Annotated in this window: 17 protein-coding genes and 1 pseudogene; 9 read left to right on the top strand and 9 right to left on the bottom strand. The window is 62.4% G+C overall.

Annotated features, from left to right (window positions below):
• Positions 1–84: 84 nt before the first annotated feature.
• The 3 genes from KUA23_RS26310 (at position 85) to KUA23_RS26300 (ending at position 2071) form a co-directional block, all read left to right on the top strand.
• A complete protein-coding gene (locus KUA23_RS26310) occupies positions 85–840 on the top strand; it encodes a DUF2076 domain-containing protein (protein WP_252993096.1) in 756 nt (251 codons plus the stop codon).
• 117 nt (positions 841–957) lie between these two features.
• Positions 958–1434: a LabA-like NYN domain-containing protein gene (locus tag KUA23_RS26305; RefSeq protein WP_057024475.1), complete on the top strand. Its 477-nt coding sequence runs from the start codon at positions 958–960 to the stop codon at positions 1432–1434.
• Between the two features lie 25 nt (positions 1435–1459).
• Positions 1460–2071 (top strand): 3'-5' exonuclease, encoded by a 612-nt coding sequence (locus tag KUA23_RS26300; protein WP_078050305.1) that lies wholly within the window; start codon positions 1460–1462, stop codon positions 2069–2071.
• A gap of 189 nt (positions 2072–2260) precedes the next feature.
• Here KUA23_RS26300 and KUA23_RS26295 read toward each other — a convergent pair.
• Both KUA23_RS26295 and KUA23_RS26290 read right to left on the bottom strand, forming a co-directional pair.
• Positions 2261–2415: pseudogene (locus KUA23_RS26295) on the bottom strand (DUF3077 domain-containing protein); the annotation flags it as partial.
• A 6-nt stretch (positions 2416–2421) separates the two neighbouring features.
• Positions 2422–2883: an Lrp/AsnC family transcriptional regulator gene (locus tag KUA23_RS26290; protein WP_078050303.1), complete on the bottom strand. Its 462-nt coding sequence runs from the start codon at positions 2881–2883 to the stop codon at positions 2422–2424.
• 160 nt (positions 2884–3043) lie between these two features.
• Here KUA23_RS26290 and yedA point away from each other — a divergent pair, with 160 nt between their 5' ends.
• Positions 3044–3940 (top strand): drug/metabolite exporter YedA, encoded by an 897-nt coding sequence (gene yedA / locus KUA23_RS26285; protein WP_252993095.1) that lies wholly within the window; start codon positions 3044–3046, stop codon positions 3938–3940.
• 48 nt (positions 3941–3988) lie between these two features.
• The gene (gene rhlE1, locus KUA23_RS26280; RefSeq protein ID WP_100492099.1) at positions 3989–5323 is read left to right on the top strand and encodes an RNA helicase RhlE1; all 1335 of its coding nucleotides are present in this window, start codon (positions 3989–3991) and stop codon (positions 5321–5323) included.
• 402 nt (positions 5324–5725) lie between these two features.
• Here the strand turns inward: rhlE1 and KUA23_RS26275 are convergent, their stop codons facing one another.
• From KUA23_RS26275 to KUA23_RS26265, 3 genes are all read right to left on the bottom strand, one after another.
• A complete protein-coding gene (locus KUA23_RS26275) occupies positions 5726–6952 on the bottom strand; it encodes a TIGR03862 family flavoprotein (RefSeq protein ID WP_252993094.1) in 1227 nt (408 codons plus the stop codon).
• 73 nt (positions 6953–7025) lie between these two features.
• Positions 7026–10349, bottom strand: a complete 3324-nt coding sequence (locus KUA23_RS26270; protein ID WP_252993093.1) for a type III effector HrpK domain-containing protein — start codon at positions 10347–10349, stop codon at positions 7026–7028.
• A gap of 229 nt (positions 10350–10578) precedes the next feature.
• On the bottom strand, positions 10579–11499 hold the full coding sequence (locus KUA23_RS26265; RefSeq protein WP_252993092.1) for a histone deacetylase family protein: 921 nt from the start codon (positions 11497–11499) through the stop codon (positions 10579–10581).
• 75 nt (positions 11500–11574) lie between these two features.
• On the opposite strand from KUA23_RS26265, the gene KUA23_RS26260 reads away from it, so the two are divergent.
• The 3 genes from KUA23_RS26260 to KUA23_RS26250 are packed head-to-tail and all read left to right on the top strand — an operon-like array spanning position 11575 to position 13636.
• Positions 11575–12144 (top strand): GNAT family N-acetyltransferase, encoded by a 570-nt coding sequence (locus KUA23_RS26260; RefSeq protein ID WP_078050296.1) that lies wholly within the window; start codon positions 11575–11577, stop codon positions 12142–12144.
• Between the two features lie 38 nt (positions 12145–12182).
• Positions 12183–13052, top strand: coding sequence for an acyl-CoA thioesterase II (gene tesB, locus KUA23_RS26255; protein ID WP_025858197.1), 870 nt, complete (start codon positions 12183–12185; stop codon positions 13050–13052).
• Positions 13049–13636, top strand: coding sequence for an HAD family hydrolase (locus KUA23_RS26250; RefSeq protein ID WP_252993091.1), 588 nt, complete (start codon positions 13049–13051; stop codon positions 13634–13636). Before tesB ends, KUA23_RS26250 begins: the two co-directional genes overlap by 4 nt.
• Before the next feature lie 130 nt (positions 13637–13766).
• Here KUA23_RS26250 and KUA23_RS26245 read toward each other — a convergent pair whose 3' ends face one another.
• From KUA23_RS26245 to KUA23_RS26235, 3 genes are all read right to left on the bottom strand, one after another.
• Entirely contained in the window at positions 13767–14756 is a 990-nt protein-coding gene (locus KUA23_RS26245; protein ID WP_252993090.1) for an alpha/beta hydrolase, read from the bottom strand.
• Entirely contained in the window at positions 14757–15644 is an 888-nt protein-coding gene (gene ypfJ, locus KUA23_RS26240) for a KPN_02809 family neutral zinc metallopeptidase (protein WP_078050293.1), read from the bottom strand. It abuts the gene before it with no gap.
• A 155-nt stretch (positions 15645–15799) separates the two neighbouring features.
• Entirely contained in the window at positions 15800–16216 is a 417-nt protein-coding gene (locus KUA23_RS26235) for a membrane lipoprotein lipid attachment site-containing protein (RefSeq protein ID WP_078050292.1), read from the bottom strand.
• Between the two features lie 178 nt (positions 16217–16394).
• Between KUA23_RS26235 and KUA23_RS26230 the strand changes: the two genes are divergently transcribed.
• Positions 16395–17273, top strand: coding sequence for a DMT family transporter (locus tag KUA23_RS26230; protein ID WP_078050291.1), 879 nt, complete (start codon positions 16395–16397; stop codon positions 17271–17273).
• A 1-nt stretch (position 17274) separates the two neighbouring features.
• Here KUA23_RS26230 and KUA23_RS26225 read toward each other — a convergent pair whose 3' ends face one another.
• Positions 17275–18609 (bottom strand): MFS transporter, encoded by a 1335-nt coding sequence (locus KUA23_RS26225; protein WP_099491020.1) that lies wholly within the window; start codon positions 18607–18609, stop codon positions 17275–17277.
• Between the last annotated feature and the right edge of the window lie 207 nt (positions 18610–18816).

Raw genomic sequence — 18816 nt, 5'->3', positions numbered from 1 at the left:
ACAACTCGTAACACCCCCATAACTAGAGCGGCGCCTGATCACAGGCGAGACCACGATTTCTACCGGCAATCTAACGAGGTCGCCATGAACAGCGAAGAGCAAACCCTGATCGATGGACTGTTTTCACGGTTGCAACAAGCCGAAACGGACTCAGCCCCCCGCGACGCCCAGGCCGAAGCGCGGATCAAGGAGCACATGACGCGCCAACCGGCAGCCGGGTACTACATGACCCAGTCGATCCTGGTGCAGGAGCACGCGCTCAAAAGCCTCGACGCGCTAAACAAGGAGCAGGCGCAGCAGATCCAGCAGTTGCAGGATGAGCTGCAGCGGGCGAAATCCGCGCCAGCCGCTCCGGCGAGCAGCGGTGGGTTCTTGTCGAGCATCTTTGGCGGTGGTTCCCGCGACCCCCAGCCTGCGCAGAGCGCCCCGGCCTCTTCCGGTGGCGGCTGGCGTGAACCGGGGCGGCCTGGGTTCAGCCAGCCTGCGCCGCAGCAGAACTACGGCGCGCCCCAGCAGAACTACCAACAGCCGCAACAAGCGCCGGCAGCCCCGATAGGCAGCGGTTTCCTCGGCGGCGCGATGAAAACCGCAGCCGGCGTGGCCGGTGGTGTGTTGCTGGCCGAAGGCATCAGCAGCCTGTTCCATCACAACCAGCAACCGCAGGTGGTCGAGGAAATCATCGAACAGCCGGCGCCCGCCAGTGACCAGAGCGGCTGGGGCGGCGATGACCAGAAGTACGCCGGCAATGACAACTGGGGCAGTGACAACTCGGACAGCTTCACCGACAGCGATTATTCCGACGATTCTTCTTCCTTCGGCGACGACGATTCCTTCGTCTGACCCACCTCGGCCGGGGCGCTTCGTCGCCCCGGTCTGATTTTTCCCGGAAACCTTCTCGCGGCTGGCATACTGGCACCCTTTCCGGGCCCTGGCGCCTGGCTGTCATGAGGAAGTGCGGTGAAGAAAATTGCAGTGTTCGCCGATGTTCAAAACCTCTACTACACCGTTCGCCAGGCCTATGGCTGCCACTTCAACTACGCCGCGTTGTGGGCTGATATCAGCGCGCGCGGGCAGATCGTCGAGGCGTACGCGTATGCCATCGACCGTGGCGACAGCAAACAGCAGCAATTCCAGCAGATCCTGCGCAACCTGGGTTTCACGGTAAAACTCAAGCCCTACATCCAGCGCAGCGACGGCTCGGCCAAGGGCGACTGGGACGTGGGTATCACCATCGACATCATGGACGCCGCCGACCACGTCGACGAAATCGTGCTGGCCTCTGGCGACGGTGATTTCGACATGTTGCTCGACCGGGTTATCCACAAGCATGGCGTCGAGGCCGTGGCCTATGGCGTACCGGGGCTGACGGCCAATTCATTGATACGCGCCGCCAGTCGCTACGTGCCGATTGAAGGCGCGTTGTTGCTCAAATAAATGCTAAGACGGAGTTGGAACAGGTTTGGAACGTATAGCGGTCATCGACTTTGAAACCACCGGCATCACCCCGAGCAGCCATTGCCGGGCCACTGAAATCGCGGTGGTCATCCTCGAACGTGGCCAGATTGTGGACCGCTACCAGAGCCTGATGAACGCCGGCGTGCGCGTGCCGGGTTTTATCGAGCAACTCACCGGCATCAGCAACGCCATGCTGCGCAGCGCGCCGCCGGCCGAGCGAGTGATGAACGAGGTCAACGAGTTCGTCGGCACCACGCCACTGATGGCGCACAACGCCGCGTTCGACCAGAAGTTCTGGGACTACGAACTGGGCCTGATCCGCCGTACCCGCCTGCAAAAATTCGCCTGCTCCCTGCTTCTTGCACGCCGCCTCATGCCGGCTGCGCCCAACCACAAGCTCGGCACCCTCAACACCTACGCGCAACTGCCCCACACCGGCAAGGCTCACCGAGCGATGGCCGATGCGGAAATGGCAGCTAACCTCACAGCCCACCTGGCCCAGGAACTGCGCCGCACCCACGGCTTGCGCGAACTGTCCCATGAGTTGCTGTGCACCTTGCAGAAAGTGCCGGCGGCGAAGATCAATGAGCACCTGAAGAAGCATCGCGGGTTCTGACCTCGCCACAATCTCCTGTGGGCCCGGTCTTCTCTGTGGTGAACGGGCTTCTGTGGTGAGCGGGCTTGCCCCGCGCTGGGCTGCGGAGCAGCCCCAAAACCTGACACTCCGTGCTAACTGAAAGAACGCGGCGCCCTTAATTGGGGCTGCTTCGCAGCCCAGCGCGGGGCAAGCCCGCTCACCACAAAGCTAGTGTGGCTGCACACACTCCAACGCCCGATCCACCACGCCCTTCGCCATCCCCACCAAATGCATCACCGCCCGCTGCTGCGCCTTCATCGCCCACTCGGCGCTTGCGCCGTCTCCACTGCGCAATGCAGCAAATCCGCCGCATGGGCGATGGCTACGGTTCAGCCACCATTTTTCCCATTGCCCTCCAACTGCCCCAACGGTACCCGCCGCTCTATCGCACTCGACAAAATAATCGAGGTCTTGCTGAACCCGAACTTGGCCACCCGGTTGATCAGGTTCTCCAACTCCGGCATCGACCCCACGGCTGCCTGCATGATCACGCACGGGTCGCCGGTCACCCGATGGCACTCCGTCAATTCAGGGATTTCCGCCAACGCGTCATACACCTTCTGGCTGCCATGATTGGTCAGCCGCAGTTCAATCACGCACTGGATCGGCAACCCCACTTTGGACAGGTCCACCTTGGCCTGATACCCAGTGATCACGCCGCTGGCCTCCAGCTTGGCCACGCGCTCGGCCACGGCGGGGGCGGAGAGGTTTACCGTGCGCGCCAGTTGCGCGTAGGACGCGCGGCCGTCTTCGAGCAGGGCGCTGAGGAGCATGCGGTCGTATTTGTCCATGAGAAGGCTCCCGTTGCGCGTGGCTTTCGAAAACACGGTTTATAGCCTTCACAACCATGCTTTGAAAAGTGTATTGGCGTTTTAAACAGGTTTTGTAACTTATGTTTAACGACCTGTCTTTTTAGAATAAGCCTCCCATCTCCTGCCATAGAGCCGCCCAATGCCTGGCCCACGTCGCTTTCCCTTACCGTTGATCGCCGCCTTTTTTGCGCTGTATGTGATCTGGGGGTCCACCTATCTGGTGATTCGCATCGGCGTGGAGTACTGGCCGCCGTTGTTGCTGGCGGGGATTCGGTTTTGCACGGCGGGGGCGTTGATGTATGGCTTCCTGCGCTGGCGTGGGGTGCCGGCACCGACGTGGCCGCAGTGGAAAGCAGCCGGGATGATTGGTCTTTTGCTGCTCACCGTGGGCAATGGCGGTGTCAGCGTGGCGGAACACATGGGGGTGTCGTCCGGCGTGGCGGCGCTGGCCGTGGCGACGGTGCCGTTGTTCACCTTGCTGTGTGGGTATTTCTGGGGCGCGCGCAACACTCGCTTGGAGTGGGCGGGGGTGATTCTGGGGATCATCGGCATCGCCATGCTCAATATGGGCAGCACGTTGCAGTCGAGCCCTATGGGTGCTGTGTTGCTGTTGGTGGCGGCGGCTTCCTGGGCGTTTGGTTCGGTGTGGAGCCGGCAATTGCCGTTGCCCCTGGGCGCCATGGCCAGTGCTGCGGAGATGCTGGTCGCCGGTGTGGCGCTGTTGTTCGTCAGCGCGCTATCCGGTGAACGCCTGCAGGCCACGCCGCCGCTGGAAGGCTGGCTGGCCCTGGCCTATCTGACGGTGTTTGGCTCGATCATCGCCTTCAACGCCTATATGTACCTGCTCAAGCACGTGCGCCCGGCGGCGGCGACCAGCTATGCCTACGTCAACCCGGCGGTCGCGGTGTTGCTGGGGATCGTGTTCATCGGCGAGACCATCGGCCTGGAAGAGGCGTTGGCCATGCTGGTGATCATCAGCGCCGTGCTGTTGATCAGCCTGCCCCAGTGGCGCAAGCCCAAGCCGGAAATAAGGTAAACTGCGGCGCATTACGCCCTTGCGCTGAATTTTTCCTACGGTAAACACATGACTTTCGCCACCCTTGGCCTGATCGAACCCTTGCTGCGCGCCCTTGAGACGCTTGGCTACCAGACCCCTACGCCGGTGCAGGCGCAAGCCATACCGGCAGTGCTGGCCGGTCGCGACCTGATGGCTGCGGCCCAGACCGGCACCGGCAAGACCGCCGGTTTTGCCTTGCCGCTGCTGCAGCTGCTGACGATGGAAGGGCCGAAAGTCGCCGCCAACTCAGCGCGCGCGCTGATCCTGTGCCCGACCCGCGAGCTGGCCGAGCAGGTTCACGCCAGCGTTGCCGAGTACGCGCAACACCTGCCGCTGACCACTTACGCGGTGTACGGCGGCGTGAGCATCAACCCGCAGATGATGAAGCTGCGCAAGGGCGTCGACATTCTGGTCGCCACGCCTGGCCGCCTGATCGACCTGTTCCGCCAGAACGCACTGAAACTCAACCAGCTGCAAACCCTGGTGCTGGACGAAGCCGACCGCATGCTCGATCTGGGCTTCTCCGAAGAGCTGGCGAACATTTATCGCATGCTGCCGAAAAAGCGCCAGACGCTGCTGTTCTCCGCGACCTTCTCCGATGACATACGCCTGCTGGCGGGGCAGATGCTCAACGACCCGCTGAGCATCGAAGTCAGCCCGCGCAACGTCGCCGCCAACACCGTGAAGCAATGGGTGGTGCCGGTGGACAAGAAGCGCAAGCCGGAGCTGTTTGTGCACTTGATGCGCAAAGGCCGCTGGAAGCAGGTGCTGGTGTTCGCCAAGACCCGTAACGGCGTGGACGCGCTGGTGGATAAGTTGCAGGGCCTGGGCATCAATGCCGACGGCATCCATGGCGACAAGCCCCAGGCTACCCGCCAACGCGCGCTTGACCGTTTCAAATCCAGCGAAGTGCAGATCCTGGTGGCCACCGACGTGGCGGCCCGTGGCCTGGATATCGAAGACCTGCCGCTGGTGGTCAACTTCGACCTGCCGATCGTGGCCGAGGACTACATTCACCGCATCGGCCGTACCGGGCGTGCGGGTAACACCGGGGAAGCGATTTCCCTGGTGTGTGCCGATGAAGTCAACATGCTGTCGGCCATCGAAATGCTGACGCGCCAGACCTTGACCCGCAAGATGGAGCCGGACTTCGAGCCGGAGCATCGTGTGCCGGACACCGATGCCAGCGGGCAGGTGGTGAAGAAACCGAAAAAACCGAAGAAGCCTAAAGCGTCGGGTGGGGGCGGTAAGCGCAACCTGGGCAAGTGGGTGGACAGCGGCGACGTCGCGCCGGCTGAGCCGTCGATCAAGCCGGTGCGCAAGGTGCCGGTGTTCAATACCGGGCCGCGTAAGAAGAAGTAAGTTTTTCAGCGCTGCTGATGGCCTCTTCGCAGGCAAGCCAGCTCCCACATTTGACCGAGTTCCAACATTGGAATGCAGTCAAAGGTGGGAGCGGGCTTGCCCGCGAAGGCGGCTCGGAATTCACCGCAAATCTCCCACATTTGACCGAGTTCCAACACTGGAATGCAGTCAAATGTGGGAGCGGGCTTGCCCGCGAAGGCGGCTCGGAATTCACCGCAAATCTCCCACATTTGACCGAGTTCCAACATTGGAATGCAGTCAAAGGTGGGAGTGGGCTTGCCCGCGAAGGCGGCTCGGAATTCACCGCAAATCTCCCACATTTGACCGAGTTCCAACATTGGAATGCAGTCAAAGGTGGGAGCGGGCTTGCCCGCGAAGGCGGCTCGGAATTCACCGCAAATCTCAGCGGTGAAGCCACTCCAACATCCCCCGCCCAGCCGCTCTGCCACTGGCAAAACACCCGGTCAACAGATACCCGCCCGTTGGCGCTTCCCAGTCCAGCATCTCCCCCGCACAGAACACCCCCGGCAATGGCTTGAGCATCAATCGCTCATCCAGCGCCTCGAACGGCACGCCACCCGCGGTGCTGATCGCCTCATCCATCGGCCGGGTCTTCACCAGGGTCAAGGGCAGCGCCTTGATATCCACCGCCAATTGCGCCGGATCGGTGAAGTGCTCGGCAGGCGTCAACTCACGCAGCAGCGCGGCCTTCACGCCGTCCAACCCCAACTGACTGTGCAGATGCTTGCTCATCGAGCGAGAGCCACGGGGTTTTGCCAAGGCTGCCTGGACTTTGTCCAATGGCTTGCTCGGCAACAGGTCGATATGCACGGTGGCTGAACCATCGCGGTTGATCGCTTCCCGGATCGGCGCCGACAGCGCGTAGATCAAGCTGCCCTCGATCCCCGTCGCGGTGACCACGCATTCGCCCAGGCGAGGCTCGTCATCCCCCAGCCCGATGGCGACGTTTTTCAACGGTGCGCCAGCGAACTTGCTGACCATCAGCTCGCTCCAGGCCGACACCTCGAAGCCACAGTTGCTGGGTTGCAGCGGGGCGTAGGGTACGCCACGATCTTCCAGCAACTTGAGCCACGCACCGTCGGAACCCAGGCGCGACCAACTGCCGCCACCGAGGGCCAGCAGCACGGCATCGCTGTGGACCGTTTTTTCGCCGTCGGGGCTGTGGATAAGTAAGTCGCCCTCGGCATTCCAGCCCAGCCAACGATGACGGGTGTGGATAACCACGCCTTGGTCACGCAGGCGCTTGAGCCAGGCGCGCAGCAGCGGGGCGGCTTTCATATCCGTAGGAAATACCCGGCCCGAGGTGCCGACAAAGGTCTCGATCCCCAAACCGTGGATCCATTCACACAACGCCTCGGCCCCAAATGCGCGCAGCAATGGCGCCATGTGTGGCGCACGTTCGGCGTAGCGCGACAGAAACGCGGGGTAGTCCTCGGAGTGGGTGATGTTCATGCCGCCCACGCCGGCCAGCAGAAACTTGCGCCCCACCGAGGGCATGCCGTCGTACAGGTCCACCCGCACGCCCGCCTGGCTCAGGACTTCGGCGGCCATCAGCCCGGCAGGGCCGCCGCCGATAATGGCAACGTGGGAAGGAGCAGTAGCGGACATCGGCAGGCCTGGTCAAAAACAAAGGGCGCCCATTGTAAGCAATGCGCGCCCCGTGCCGTTAGGCAAAACGTACTCAGGCAAAACCCGTGTTGGCGTACGGCGGGTACTCGTCCGCGCGGTCGGCGTCGGTGATCGGGCCGCCGGTGAGGCCATATTTATCCAGGGTCGGCACCAGGTTGCCAAAGAACGCGTCCTGTTGTTTTTCCCGCTTCACCACCTCGATGATCGGGAACACAAAGCTGGTCACGATGCCCAGACCGGCGGTGGCCCAACCCAGTACGCCGGCGAAGGTCCCCGCGATGGCCGCCGCATCGGCAATGCCGAACAGGCCCGCGCCGCCTTCGATGATCGAGGCGACTGCCGCGCCGGTGCCCAGGGCGCCGCTAGTGAGGGAGAAACCGGCGTTGAGTTTATCCCCGGCAAACGCGCTGTTGACCCCGCTGATCAGGCCGAACACGCCGCCGATAAAGCTGCCGGTGCCGCCGACGATCTTGCCCAGGTTGCCCAGGCGGTTGAGGCCGTCGGTGTTCTGCACCATTTTGCCGGTGGGGAAGTCGCCGATCCCTTGGGGTTTGTTCGGGTCGATCGGGGTGGGTTTCCAGGCCATGCCGTAGCCGGCTTCCTTGGCGTACTTGGTGCCGCCCTCGGTAATCAGGCCGGCAAACTGCATGCCCGCCGCCACGCGCCCGGCGTTGTCCGCCGGGCTGTTGCCGCCCGTGGCCGAGCGCGCCGCCAGTACGCCGCCGGCCAGCAAGGCGCTGCCGATGTGCAGCAGGCCTTGTTTGTAAGAATCGCTGGCGTTGAGCTTCAGCCCGTCCACGGCCTTGGGCAGTACGTCGCTGATCTTCTGGCCCTGACGGTTCACGTCCCACATCGAGCGGATCAACGAGATCACGTCCTGTGGCTTGATCTGCGCCCCCGTGGCGTCTTTGAACATCTCCGGGTCGTCGGCCATGGCTTTCTCGATGATGGCCGTGGTCTTGGCTTCGTCGAAGTTGCCATTGGCATCGCCGAACGCCCCCTTGAGCACGTCGTCGTTGGCGCCGTTGACCAGGGAGTCGGACACCGCCTGGTTGACGTACTGCTGCACCGTCGACGAATCCTGGGCCGAGACTTTGTCGCCGAGAAACTCTTTGAGCAATTCCGCGTGGGCGGCGTACTGGCCGATGACGGTCATCGGGTTGGCATTCGGCTGGGCGAGGGCGTCTTCCAGGTCCTTGCCGTTGAGGATGTGGTCCTTGAAGAACTGCTCGATGTCCCCGGACTTGCCGGACTTTTGCGCGATGACACTGAGGTCCACATGCCCATCGCCGCCCAGTGCCAGGTCGGTGAGGGTGGCGTCGGTGCCGGCCAGGCTCAGGGCGTCCATGAGCGACAGCGGTTTGCCATCAGCCCCTTTGGTGTTCAGGGCGGTGTTGAGCACATTGCCGCTGTTGATCTGGCCGTCCTGGTAGGCCTGCAGTTCATGCTTGATCGCCGGGTCGCTGTTGACGATATCGCGCATGCCGGACGCTTGGTTTTGCGAGAGGAAGGTCTTCACATCCGGGTCACTGGACAACTTGCCGATGGCGGCATCGAGCTGGTCGGTGACCTTGGATTTGGTTGGGTTGAGGTGGTATTCGGTGTCCGCCGTAATCCCCGCATACAGGTCGCCGTCGCCCACTTTATCGCTGGCGGCCATGCGCGCGCGGGCGTCGCTGATTTCCATCATTACGGCGGCTTTGGTCTTGCCGTCGTAGTTCTCCGGGTGTTCGAGCACGTCCTTGGTCAGTTTGGAGGTGTCGACGTCGGCCACCGAGCTGCGTACCGCGGCGTTGCTGAGCATCATCAACACGCCGTGGTCGTCCTTGGGCGCCTGGTTTTCCAGCCATGCGCCGATGTTTTTCTGTTGGGTGATGCCGTCGGCCTTGGCGGTGGCGGGCAGGTCGCCGGCCATGTCGAGGGTGCGCAGCATGCCAGGTGTGGACCAATAGCCTGCGGCGCCGGTCAGCTCGGGGCTCAGGCCCGAGTCATCCTTGATCGCCTTGAGGTTGGCGGTGTTCAGGCTGCCGTTGTTGGCGCGCTGGTTGGGCCCCTGCATTTCCGGGCCAGCGCTGCTTACCAGGGAGATATTGGCCATGACGATGGCGGCGGACTTGGCATTTTCCTTGGCCAGGTTTGTGGCGTCCGGGTTCTTGCTGAGGAAGGTGCCGTAGGACTTCGAGGCGGCCGACAGGTCCTTGTTTGATTGGCTGATGAACTTATCCACATCGGCGTGAGTAATTACTCCGTCGCTTTTGCCCAGGCCGCCGCTGTCGAGGGCGTTCATCAGGCTCGGGCTGCCGGCCAGGTACTTGAGGCAGGCCTGGGCTTCGGGCGGCAGGTCGGCGGGCGGGTTGGAGAAGTCGATGGGGCGGTCGTGCAGGCCCCATTTGTCCCAGTTGTCGCTGAGCATCTTCGAGGCGGCGCGCGGACGGTCGAGGTCGCGTTCTTCCTGGGTTGGCGTGCCGCTGGTGTTGCCGACGATCTTGTCCCAGTCCTTGGCGCTGGCGTACTTGGAGTTGTCGATCCAGTTGGTGTCCACGGCGCCGTCGACGCCAAAGATACCGTTGGATTCTTTCACCACCGAGGCGTACAGGTCGGGGCTGATGGCCTGGGACACGATGATCTTGTCGCCCGAAGCGGTTTCGTAGCGGATCAGCCCGTGGCCGAGTTCTTCCGGGGTGCCCACCAGGCTCACGCTGCCGGCTTCATCGGCACTGGCCAGGCGGTAGCCTTCGTTCTTGCTGTCGTTGATCAGGCCCCAGGTTTCGCCGTCGGACTTCACTTTTTCGTACAGGTCGAGGTTGGTTTCCTTACTGACGACCACCTTGTCGCCCGACAGGGTTTCGTAGCGAATCATCCCCGGCCCGACTTCGTCAGCCGGGCCGATGGCCTTGTAGGTGTCCAGGCCCGGTGCAGTGTCACCGGCCTGGGCGATGCGGTAGCCGTCGGCCTTGCTCTTGTTCAGCGCGTCCACGGCGTCGGCTTTGCCGGCCATGCCGTCAAACAGGTATGGGGTCATCTGCTTGATAATGATGATGTCCTTGCCGTCGCGGGTTTTCAGCTCCAGGACGTTATCGGAAATCTTGGTGATGCTGGCGATGTTGGCCAGCGGCACGCCGGTGTTGCTGATGTCGGCCAGGTTCGGGTCGTCGAGGCGCTTGATCGCTTCTTGGTCGCCAGTGGCTTTGACGTCGGCGATCTTCTGGTCCTTGGTGTTGTCGGTCACGGCCAGCACCTTGAAGTTGCCGGGGTGGGCGGCTTCCTTGAAACCGGACAGGGCGCGGGACATTGCCGCGTCGAAGGTGGCGGCGACTTTCTTCAGGGCGTCGTCATTGCCGGGTGTCGAGTTGCTGCCGATCTTGTACGTTGCCATCGCGGGGTACTCTGAAAGCGGGATAGGCCTTCAAGGTGACGCCAGCGTGCGGCAGTTTTGTTGCAAAACGGCCGCCGGCGCTAAGTTCCACAACGTTTCACTGCTGTGGAAAAGTGTCTGGTCAAAAAACGTACAGTTTCTTACAAGCCATACGGCTAATGGCTTTCAGGCCCTTACGCTCAAGTTATCCACAGGTGGTTCCACAGGGATTGTGGGTAACGCTCACAGTTCAGTGACAGCCTGATGACGTCCACACCCGTTGCGCGCTGTGGTGCAGGATGCCATGGCGGCGGGCGAGGGCCGGGCGGTCCTTGCTGTAGCCGCCGCCGATCACGCCCATCACCGGGATGTCGCGGCCCAGGCAGTGGCGCATCACACTTTCATCGCGGGCGGCCACGCCTTCGTCTGTCAGCTTGAGGTAACCGAGGGCATCGTCCTTGTGCACGTCGACGCCGGCGTCGTACAGCACCAGGTCGGGCTGGTAGAGCGGCAGCAGGTAATTGAGCGCGTCGTCCACCACCTTGAGGTAATCGGCATCGCCCATGCCCATCGGCAGCGGGATGTCCCAGTCACTCTGGGCCTTGCGGGCCGGGAAGTTCTTTTCGCAGTGCAGCGACACGGTGATGGCGTCCGGCGTGTCGTGGAGGATGCGCGCGGTGCCGTCGCCCTGGTGCACGTCGCAATCAAAGATCAGCACGCGATTCACTCGGCCGCTGGCCAGCAGGTAATGGCTGATCACCGCCAGGTCATTGAAGATGCAGAAACCCGCCGGGTAATCGTAGTGGGCGTGGTGGGTGCCGCCCGCCAGGTGGCAGGCCAGGCCGTGTTCCAGCGCCTGCTCCGCCGCCAGGATCGAGCCGCCGACCGCACGTACGGTGCGTCGGGCCAGGGCTTCGTTCCACGGCAGGCCGAGGCGACGTTGGTCTTCGCGAGACAGCTCGCCGCCCATGTAGCGTTCGATGTAGCCCCTGTCATGGGCCAGGGCCAGAATCTCTGGCGTGCACAGTTGCGGGCGCAGCAACTGGCTGTCCTCGGTCAGGCCGCTGTCCACCAGGTGGTCGCGCAGCAGGCGGAACTTGTCCATGGGGAACCGATGGTCCGCCGGGAACTCGGGGCTGTAGTCATCGTGGTAGATCAATGGCAAAGGCATGGGATTTTCTGACGGGAACCTGCGACGGATCTTAACAGCGCTGTACACTCACGCACATGGCAAGGGAGGGGACCCATGGAGCCGATACTGGAATTGGAAAGTGCACGCCTGGTGTTGCGCCAATGGCGCGACAGCGACTTGCCGGAGTTTGCGCGCATGTGCGCCGACCCGCAGGTGATGCGTTATTTCCCGGCCAAACTGAGCCACTTGGAAAGCGCCGCGTTGATCGGCCGCATTCGCGGCCACTTCGCCGAATACGGCTTTGGCCTGTGGGCATTGCAGCGCAAGGACACCGGCGAATTCATCGGCCTTACCGGGCTGCTGAATGTCAGCTTCGACGCCGACTTCGCCCCGGCGGTGGAGATCGGCTGGCGCCTGGCCCGCGAACACTGGGGCCTGGGATACGCCAGCGAGGCCGCGTGGACCGCATTGCGCTGTGGGTTTGATCGCTTGAGCCTGGACGAAATTGTTGCGTTCACCACGGAGGCCAATCTGCCATCACAAAAAGTCATGCAAGCCATCGGTATGCATTACGATCCGCTGGCAGATTTTGAACACCCCAAGGTCGCAGCTGATGACCCGCTGCGCCATCATGTTTTGTATCGCATCACCCGCGCCCAATGGTTGGACACGCTGCACGGATAGGCAGCCCGGAATGCCCCGTAGATTTTAGGAGTTGCTCTATGAGCCAAGTATTGGAAGATCTGGTGGACTTGCTGACCCTGGAGCCGATCGAGGAAAACCTCTTTCGCGGCCGCAGCCAGGACCTGGGCTTTCGCCAATTGTTCGGTGGCCAGGTGCTCGGCCAGTCGTTGTCGGCTGCCAGCCAGACCGTAGAAGAAGCGCGGCACGTGCATTCCCTGCACGGTTATTTCTTGCGCCCTGGCGACGCGAAGTTGCCGGTGGTGTACTCGGTGGACCGCGTGCGCGACGGCGGCAGTTTCAGTACGCGCCGCGTGACCGCGATCCAGAAGGGCCACCCGATCTTCACTTGCACCACCTCGTTCCAGTACGACGAACAGGGCTTCGATCACCAGACCACCATGCCCGTGGTGGTTGGCCCGGAAAACCTGCCGTCGGAGCTGGAACTGACCCAGCAGCGCGCGCACCTGATCCCCGAGCACATGCGCGACAAGCTGCTGTGCCCCAAGCCGATCGAAGTGCGCCCGGTCACCGAAAAAGACCCGTTCAACCCGCAACCGTCCGACCCGGTCAAATACGTGTGGTTTCGCGCCGACGGCGCCCTGGCTGACGCGCCGGCGCTGCACAAATACCTGCTGGCCTACGCCTCGGACTTCGGCCTGCTGACCACCTCGCTGCTGCCCCATGGCAAGACCGTGTGGCAGAAAGATATGCAGGTCGCCAGCCTCGACCACGCGCTGTGGTTCCACGCCGACCTGCGTGCCGATGACTGGTTGCTCTACGCCATGGACAGCCCATGGGCCGGCAATTCCCGTGGCTTCTCCCGTGGCAGCGTGTACAACCGCGCCGGGCAACTGGTGGCCTCGGTGACCCAGGAAGGCCTGATTCGCCATCGCAAGGATTGGGCATGAGCCTGGCGGACGTCAGGCACTGGGTGTTCGACATGGACGGCACCCTCACGGTCGCCGTGCATGACTTCGCGGCCATTCGCGTGGCCCTGGAGATTCCGCCCGAGGACGACATCCTCACTCACTTGGCGGCGTTGCCGACGGAGGTTGCGGCGGCCAAGCACGCCTGGCTGCTGGAGCATGAGCGGGCGTTGGCGCTGGGTTCGGTGGCTGCCGAAGGCGCGGTGGAACTGGTGCGCGAGCTGGCCGGACGTGGCTATCGCCTGGGCATCCTGACCCGCAATGCGCGCGAGTTGGCGCATATCACCCTGGAAGCGATCGGCCTGGCGGACTGCTTTGCCATCGAGGACGTGCTGGGGCGTGATGATGCGCAACCCAAGCCCGATCCGGATGGCTTGCTGAAGCTGGCGACCGCTTGGGACGTGGCGCCGAGCGAAATGGTGATGGTCGGCGATTACCGCTTCGACCTGGACTGTGGCCGGGCGGCGGGAACGCGGACGGTATTGGTGAACCTGCCGGAGAACCCCTGGCCGGAGTTGGCAGATTGGCATGCCGAGGATTGCTCGGTGTTGCGCCGGATGATTTAGATCGGTCTCTGAAGATCCAATGTGGGAGCGGGCTTGCTCGCGAATGCGGTGTGCCAGTCAACATTTTCAGTGACTGACACACCGCATTCGCGAGCAAGCCCGCTCCCACAGTTTTATCCGGTTCCGTCAGTTATTGGACGAACAACACCCGTTGGCCTTCCGGTGACGTAAACATCCCATCCCCGTTATGCCCCACCCCCGGCACTTCCACCAGCTGATGGCTCAACTGCGGATGACGCTGCTTGACGTAGTCAAAATAGTTGTGCCCGCGAATCAGGCGATAGGCGCCTTGGGTTTCGGCGGCGCAGCTTTTATCCAGCGCCGGGTGGTTCGGGTCAGTGTCCTGCTGGCCCAGCAGGTAGGTGATGTTGCGGGACACGTAGGCCTGCTCAAGCTGCTCGGCGCTCTGGCCCTTGGCATAGGCCGGCAGGTTTTGCAGGCCGTACTTCCAGTCGTTGAAATCGGGGCAACTGGCGGTGTCGAATTTCACCGGGCGCTGCGGGGTGAAATAGGCGTAGGAGGATGGATTGGCCACTACGTATCGCAGGCTGATGCCTTCGGTCTGCAGGGTTGGGTGGTCGTGTCCGGTGAGCGCGAAACGCTGCACCACCTGGCCGCCGCCGGAATGGCCGGCGACCACGATCTCTTTGAGCGCCGGGAACAGCTTGCGGTTGCCCAAGTGCTTGATGATCTGGTCGAGAACGCCATAGGAGCTGATCTGCCCCGGACCGGTGGAGGGGTCGCCGGCCATCCAGTCGTTGCCATTCCAGTGCAGCAGCTGGTTGTCCAGGTGGTTACGCTTCACGTCGGATTCATTTAGAAACTGCGGCGCAATCACCAGTGTATGGGCGGCCTGGCCCGCATGCTCGGCGGCGTCTTCACCGCTGTGCAGGTAAGTCTGCGCATTGCGCAGGCGACCATGCACGATGATCAAGGCGCGGGTGACCTGGGGCAGCGGTTTAGTCCAGTCCTGGCTTAAACCCAGGCTGAGGTCGCCGGCCTCCAGGTGGAAACGATCGGGACTGACTTCTTTTACGCCATGCTCTTTTACGGCAGGCCCGGCGGCCAAGGCGGAACAGGTGACCAACAAACCCAGCAGCAATCCCAATCGTTTATTCATCTAAAGACTCTTGGCGGTAAAGGTGTCGCATTGAGTGATCTGGCCCTGGGCGAAGCCGGTCTTGAACCAGCGAACCCGCTGTGCCGAGGTGCCGTGGGTAAACGAGTCCGGCACCACGCGCCCTTGACCCTGTTGCTGCAAGCGGTCATCGCCAATGGCGTTGGCCGCATTCAGTGCTTCTTCAATGTCGCCAGGCTCCAGCCAGTTCAGGCGCTTTTGCGCACGGTTGGCCCATACCCCGGCAAAACAGTCGGCTTGCAGCTCCTGGCGCACCAGCAGGCCGCCATCGCCTTGCATCTGCCGGCCCTGCTGGCGCGCGGCCTGGATCTTCGACGAGATGCCGAGCAGCGTCTGCACGTGGTGCCCGACTTCGTGGGCGATCACATACGCTTGGGCAAAGTCGCCGGCGGCCTGGAAGCGTTGCGACATTTCCCGGAAGAAATCCAGGTCCAGGTACACCTGCTGGTCAGCCGGGCAATAAAACGGGCCACTGGCCGAGGTGGCGCCACCGCAGGCCGAATTCACCCGGCCGCGGAACAGAATCAGTTTCGGGTTTTTGTAGGCTAATCCGTTTTCCTGGAACACCTGCCCCCAGGTGTCTTCGGTGTCGCCCAGTACGGCGCGGACAAAATCAGCTTGCTCATCGTTGGCCGGAGGGGCCTGGCGCGACTGCGTGCTCACCGACGGCGCCTGTTCCATCTGGCCGGTCAGCTGGCCGAGGATCTGCATGGGGTCTTGGCCGGTCAGCCAGCCGATGCCGACGATCAGCACGATGGCCGTGAGGCTCAGGCCCTTGCCGCCCCCAAAGCGCATGCCGCCACCACCGCCTCCAGTGTCATCGCGGGCATCTACCACGTTGTCGCTGCGTCGGCCTTTTTTCCATAGCATGGGGCAATCCTCTCGATGAACTCTGGAACAGTGTTGTTGGTGCGTAGGAATGGCGCCAGCCCGGCTGTCCGACAGGTTCGAGAGCTGCGTAGTATCGCTGCTCTCGGCCGGTCCCGGCAGGGGCGCCAGATGAAACTTGTGTCAGCAATACCGCTTCAGTCGCGGCAGTAACCTTCGCCGGTATCCACCACCAGGCAATCCTTTTTATCCGCCAGCCATTTCAGCCCGGTGGCGGCACCGTCGCCGGCACGCAGCAGTTGCGGGCCGTCTGGACGGGTGAAGGTGATGCCGTCCTCGGCTGCTTCACCCTTGAAGGTGCCCGAGTCATCGGCGTCGAGGCCGTATTGCATGGTGAGGATGTAGTGACCACGGCCGATGCTGTCGTCCTTGGCGATGGTCAGGTTGAGGCCTTCGACGCCGATCCATTTGCCGACCCATTTGTCGGTGGGTGGGGTTTGCGGCACCAGGGTGGCCTGTACGGAAGCCGGCGCGGGCTTGGGCGCGTCCTTGGCTTCTTGGTTGCAGGCGGTGAGCAGGGCAAGGGCAGAAAGAACAAAGAGTATTTTTTTCATAGCGGCAGGGCCTTGGTTAAAAAGTGTACAACGCAGGGGCTAAGGTGCAGCGTTGGACTCGAATCCGGTGATTTAGTGCGCTGTTCGCACGGTGTTTGGTTATGCTCTTGGGGCAGACGCCGACCCGGCTGCTAGATTACCGGGTTGAGTCCTACCGTGCGCCACGCAAGAGAATTCAATGACTGTCAGTACTCCGCTTTCCGGCGTCAACCACCCCTTCAAAGGCATTTTGCTGATTGTGGTGGCGACGTTTCTGTTTTCCAGCCATGACGCCTTGTCCAAATACCTGGCGGGGTTCTACCCGATCGTGATGGTGGTCTGGGCCCGTTACCTGGTGCACACCTTATTGATGGCAGGCATCTTCCTGCCGCAATCGGGCCTGCGGGTGTTGCGCAGCAAGCGGCCGGGGATGCAGGTGGTGCGGGCGCTGTGCCTATTGGGCACCAGCCTGTTTTTCACCACGGCGCTGCATTACATCCCCCTGGCGGAAGCCACGGCGGTGAACTTCCTGGCGCCGATCCTGGTGACGGCGCTCTCGGTGCCACTGCTGGGTGAGCACGTGACGCGTGGCCAATGGCTGGCGGTGATCTGCGGGTTTGTCGGCGTACTGATCATCATCCACCCCGGCGGCGAACTGTTCACCCCGGCGGTGTTGCTGCCGCTGTGTTCGGCGCTGTTCTTCTGCTTCTACCAACTGCTCACGCGCATCCTCAGCCAATACGACACGCCCACCACCAGCAACTTCTTCGCCGGCCTGTGCAATACCTTGGTGATGAGTGCGATGGTGCCGTTCTTCTGGCAGGTCCCCACGCTGTGGCATGGCGTGTTGATGCTGGCCCTGGGCACGTGCGGGATGACCGCGCACTTGATGCTGACCCAGGCGTTCCGCTTTGCGGCGCCGGCCTTGCTGGCGCCGTTCGGCTATTGCCAGATCGTGTTCGCGGGGTTGTTGGGCTGGTTGGTGTTCAACCACACCCCGGACCTGACCACGGTGGTCGGCATCGGGGTGATCTGCATGAGCGGGCTGGCCGCTGCCTGGCAGCAGCGGCGCAGATAGCTTAGACGTCTACGGTCGGGATCTTGCGCGGGGCCATGAAGTACATCCAGGTCAGCGCAATGAAGTACATCGCCGGGATCAGGGTGAACAACACGGTGTAGTTGTTGTTGGTCACCGTCAGGATGTGGCCGACGATCTGGGTCATGAACATGCCGCCAATGGCCGCGCACATGCCGCCGAAACCGAACACCGTGCTCATCATGTGCTTGGGGGTGTAGTCCATCACCAGGCTCCAGATGTTGGCCGTCCAGGCCTGGTGCGCGCCAATCGCCAGGGAGATGGCAAACACCGCGACCCACAGCTGGCTTGAGCCGGCGGCCATGATCACGCCGACGATGCAGCAGGCAAACAGCAGCATCGACAGCAACCGCGCCTTGATCGAGTTCATGCCACGACCGATCAGGAACGACGACAGAATCCCCCCACCTACGCTGCCGAAGTCGGCGGTCAGGTAAATGATGATCAGCGGGATGCCCATCTGGGTCACGTTGATGCCCAGGTTGTATTGCTGGTTCAGGAACGGCGGCAGCCAATACAGGTAGAACCAGAACACCGGTGCGGTCATCGAGTAGGCGAGGGCGAAGGCCCAGGTGCCGCGCATGCGCAGGATGCGGCTGAACGGTACGCGGGGCTGTTCCGGTTCGACTTCCTGCTGCACGTAGTCCAGTTCGGATTGTTTGACGGTGGGATGGTCTTCCGGGTTGAAGTACTTCAAGCCCCAGAACACCAGCCAGATCCCGCCGAGTGCCGACATGCACAGGAACGCCGCCTGCCAGCCCCACACGTGCAGGATCAACGGCAGCAGCATCGGCGTCATCATCGCGCCGACATTGGTACCGGCGTTGAAAATACCGGTGGCCACCGCCCGTTCGCCGGCCGGGAACCACAAGCGTGTGGTCTTGACGCAGGCCGGGTAGTTGGCCGCTTCAGTCAGCCCGAGGATAAACCGGCACACCATGAAACCCACCGCCGAAGTGGCCAAGCCGTGGGCGCCGGTCGCCAGGCTCCATAACAGCACCGCGCAGAAGAACACGCGTTTCACGCCCACCCGGTCGATCAAGCGGCCCTGCAGCACGAAGCCGATGGCGTAGCCGACCTGGAACCAGAAGTTGATGTTGGCGTAGTCCATCGCCGTCCAGCTCATTTCCTTGGCGAGGATCGGCTGCATCACACCGAGCGCGGCGCGGTCGATGTAGTTGAGGGTGGTGGCGAAGAACACCAGGGCCAGCATGCCCCAGCGCGTTTTACCCACGGCCAGGGCGCCGCGGATCTTGTCGCCGATGCCGGCGTGCGGGTTGCCCGGGCGCGCGGCCAGGGCGGAGTTTTGCAGAGGCATGAGGTCGTACCCGTTTTTTTGAAATTTTTATGGTGTGTTCTGGGTCTTTGTTACCGGATCGATGGTGAGCAGCGGCTAAAAAATCGTCAATTCGCCAAAGCGGCATAGTGTTCGATAATCGCACCAAAAACTAACCGGTTCGTACATTTTAATTGCTGTCGACAGTTTAGCGGCCAATAATTTGCCGTAAATAAGACCATCCTCAAA

Source organism: Pseudomonas pergaminensis, from assembly GCF_024112395.2.
Classification (GTDB): Bacteria; Pseudomonadota; Gammaproteobacteria; order Pseudomonadales; family Pseudomonadaceae; genus Aquipseudomonas; species Aquipseudomonas pergaminensis.
The sequence above is the reverse complement of the archived record's forward strand: the minus strand, read 5'-3'. Positions and strand labels throughout refer to the sequence as shown.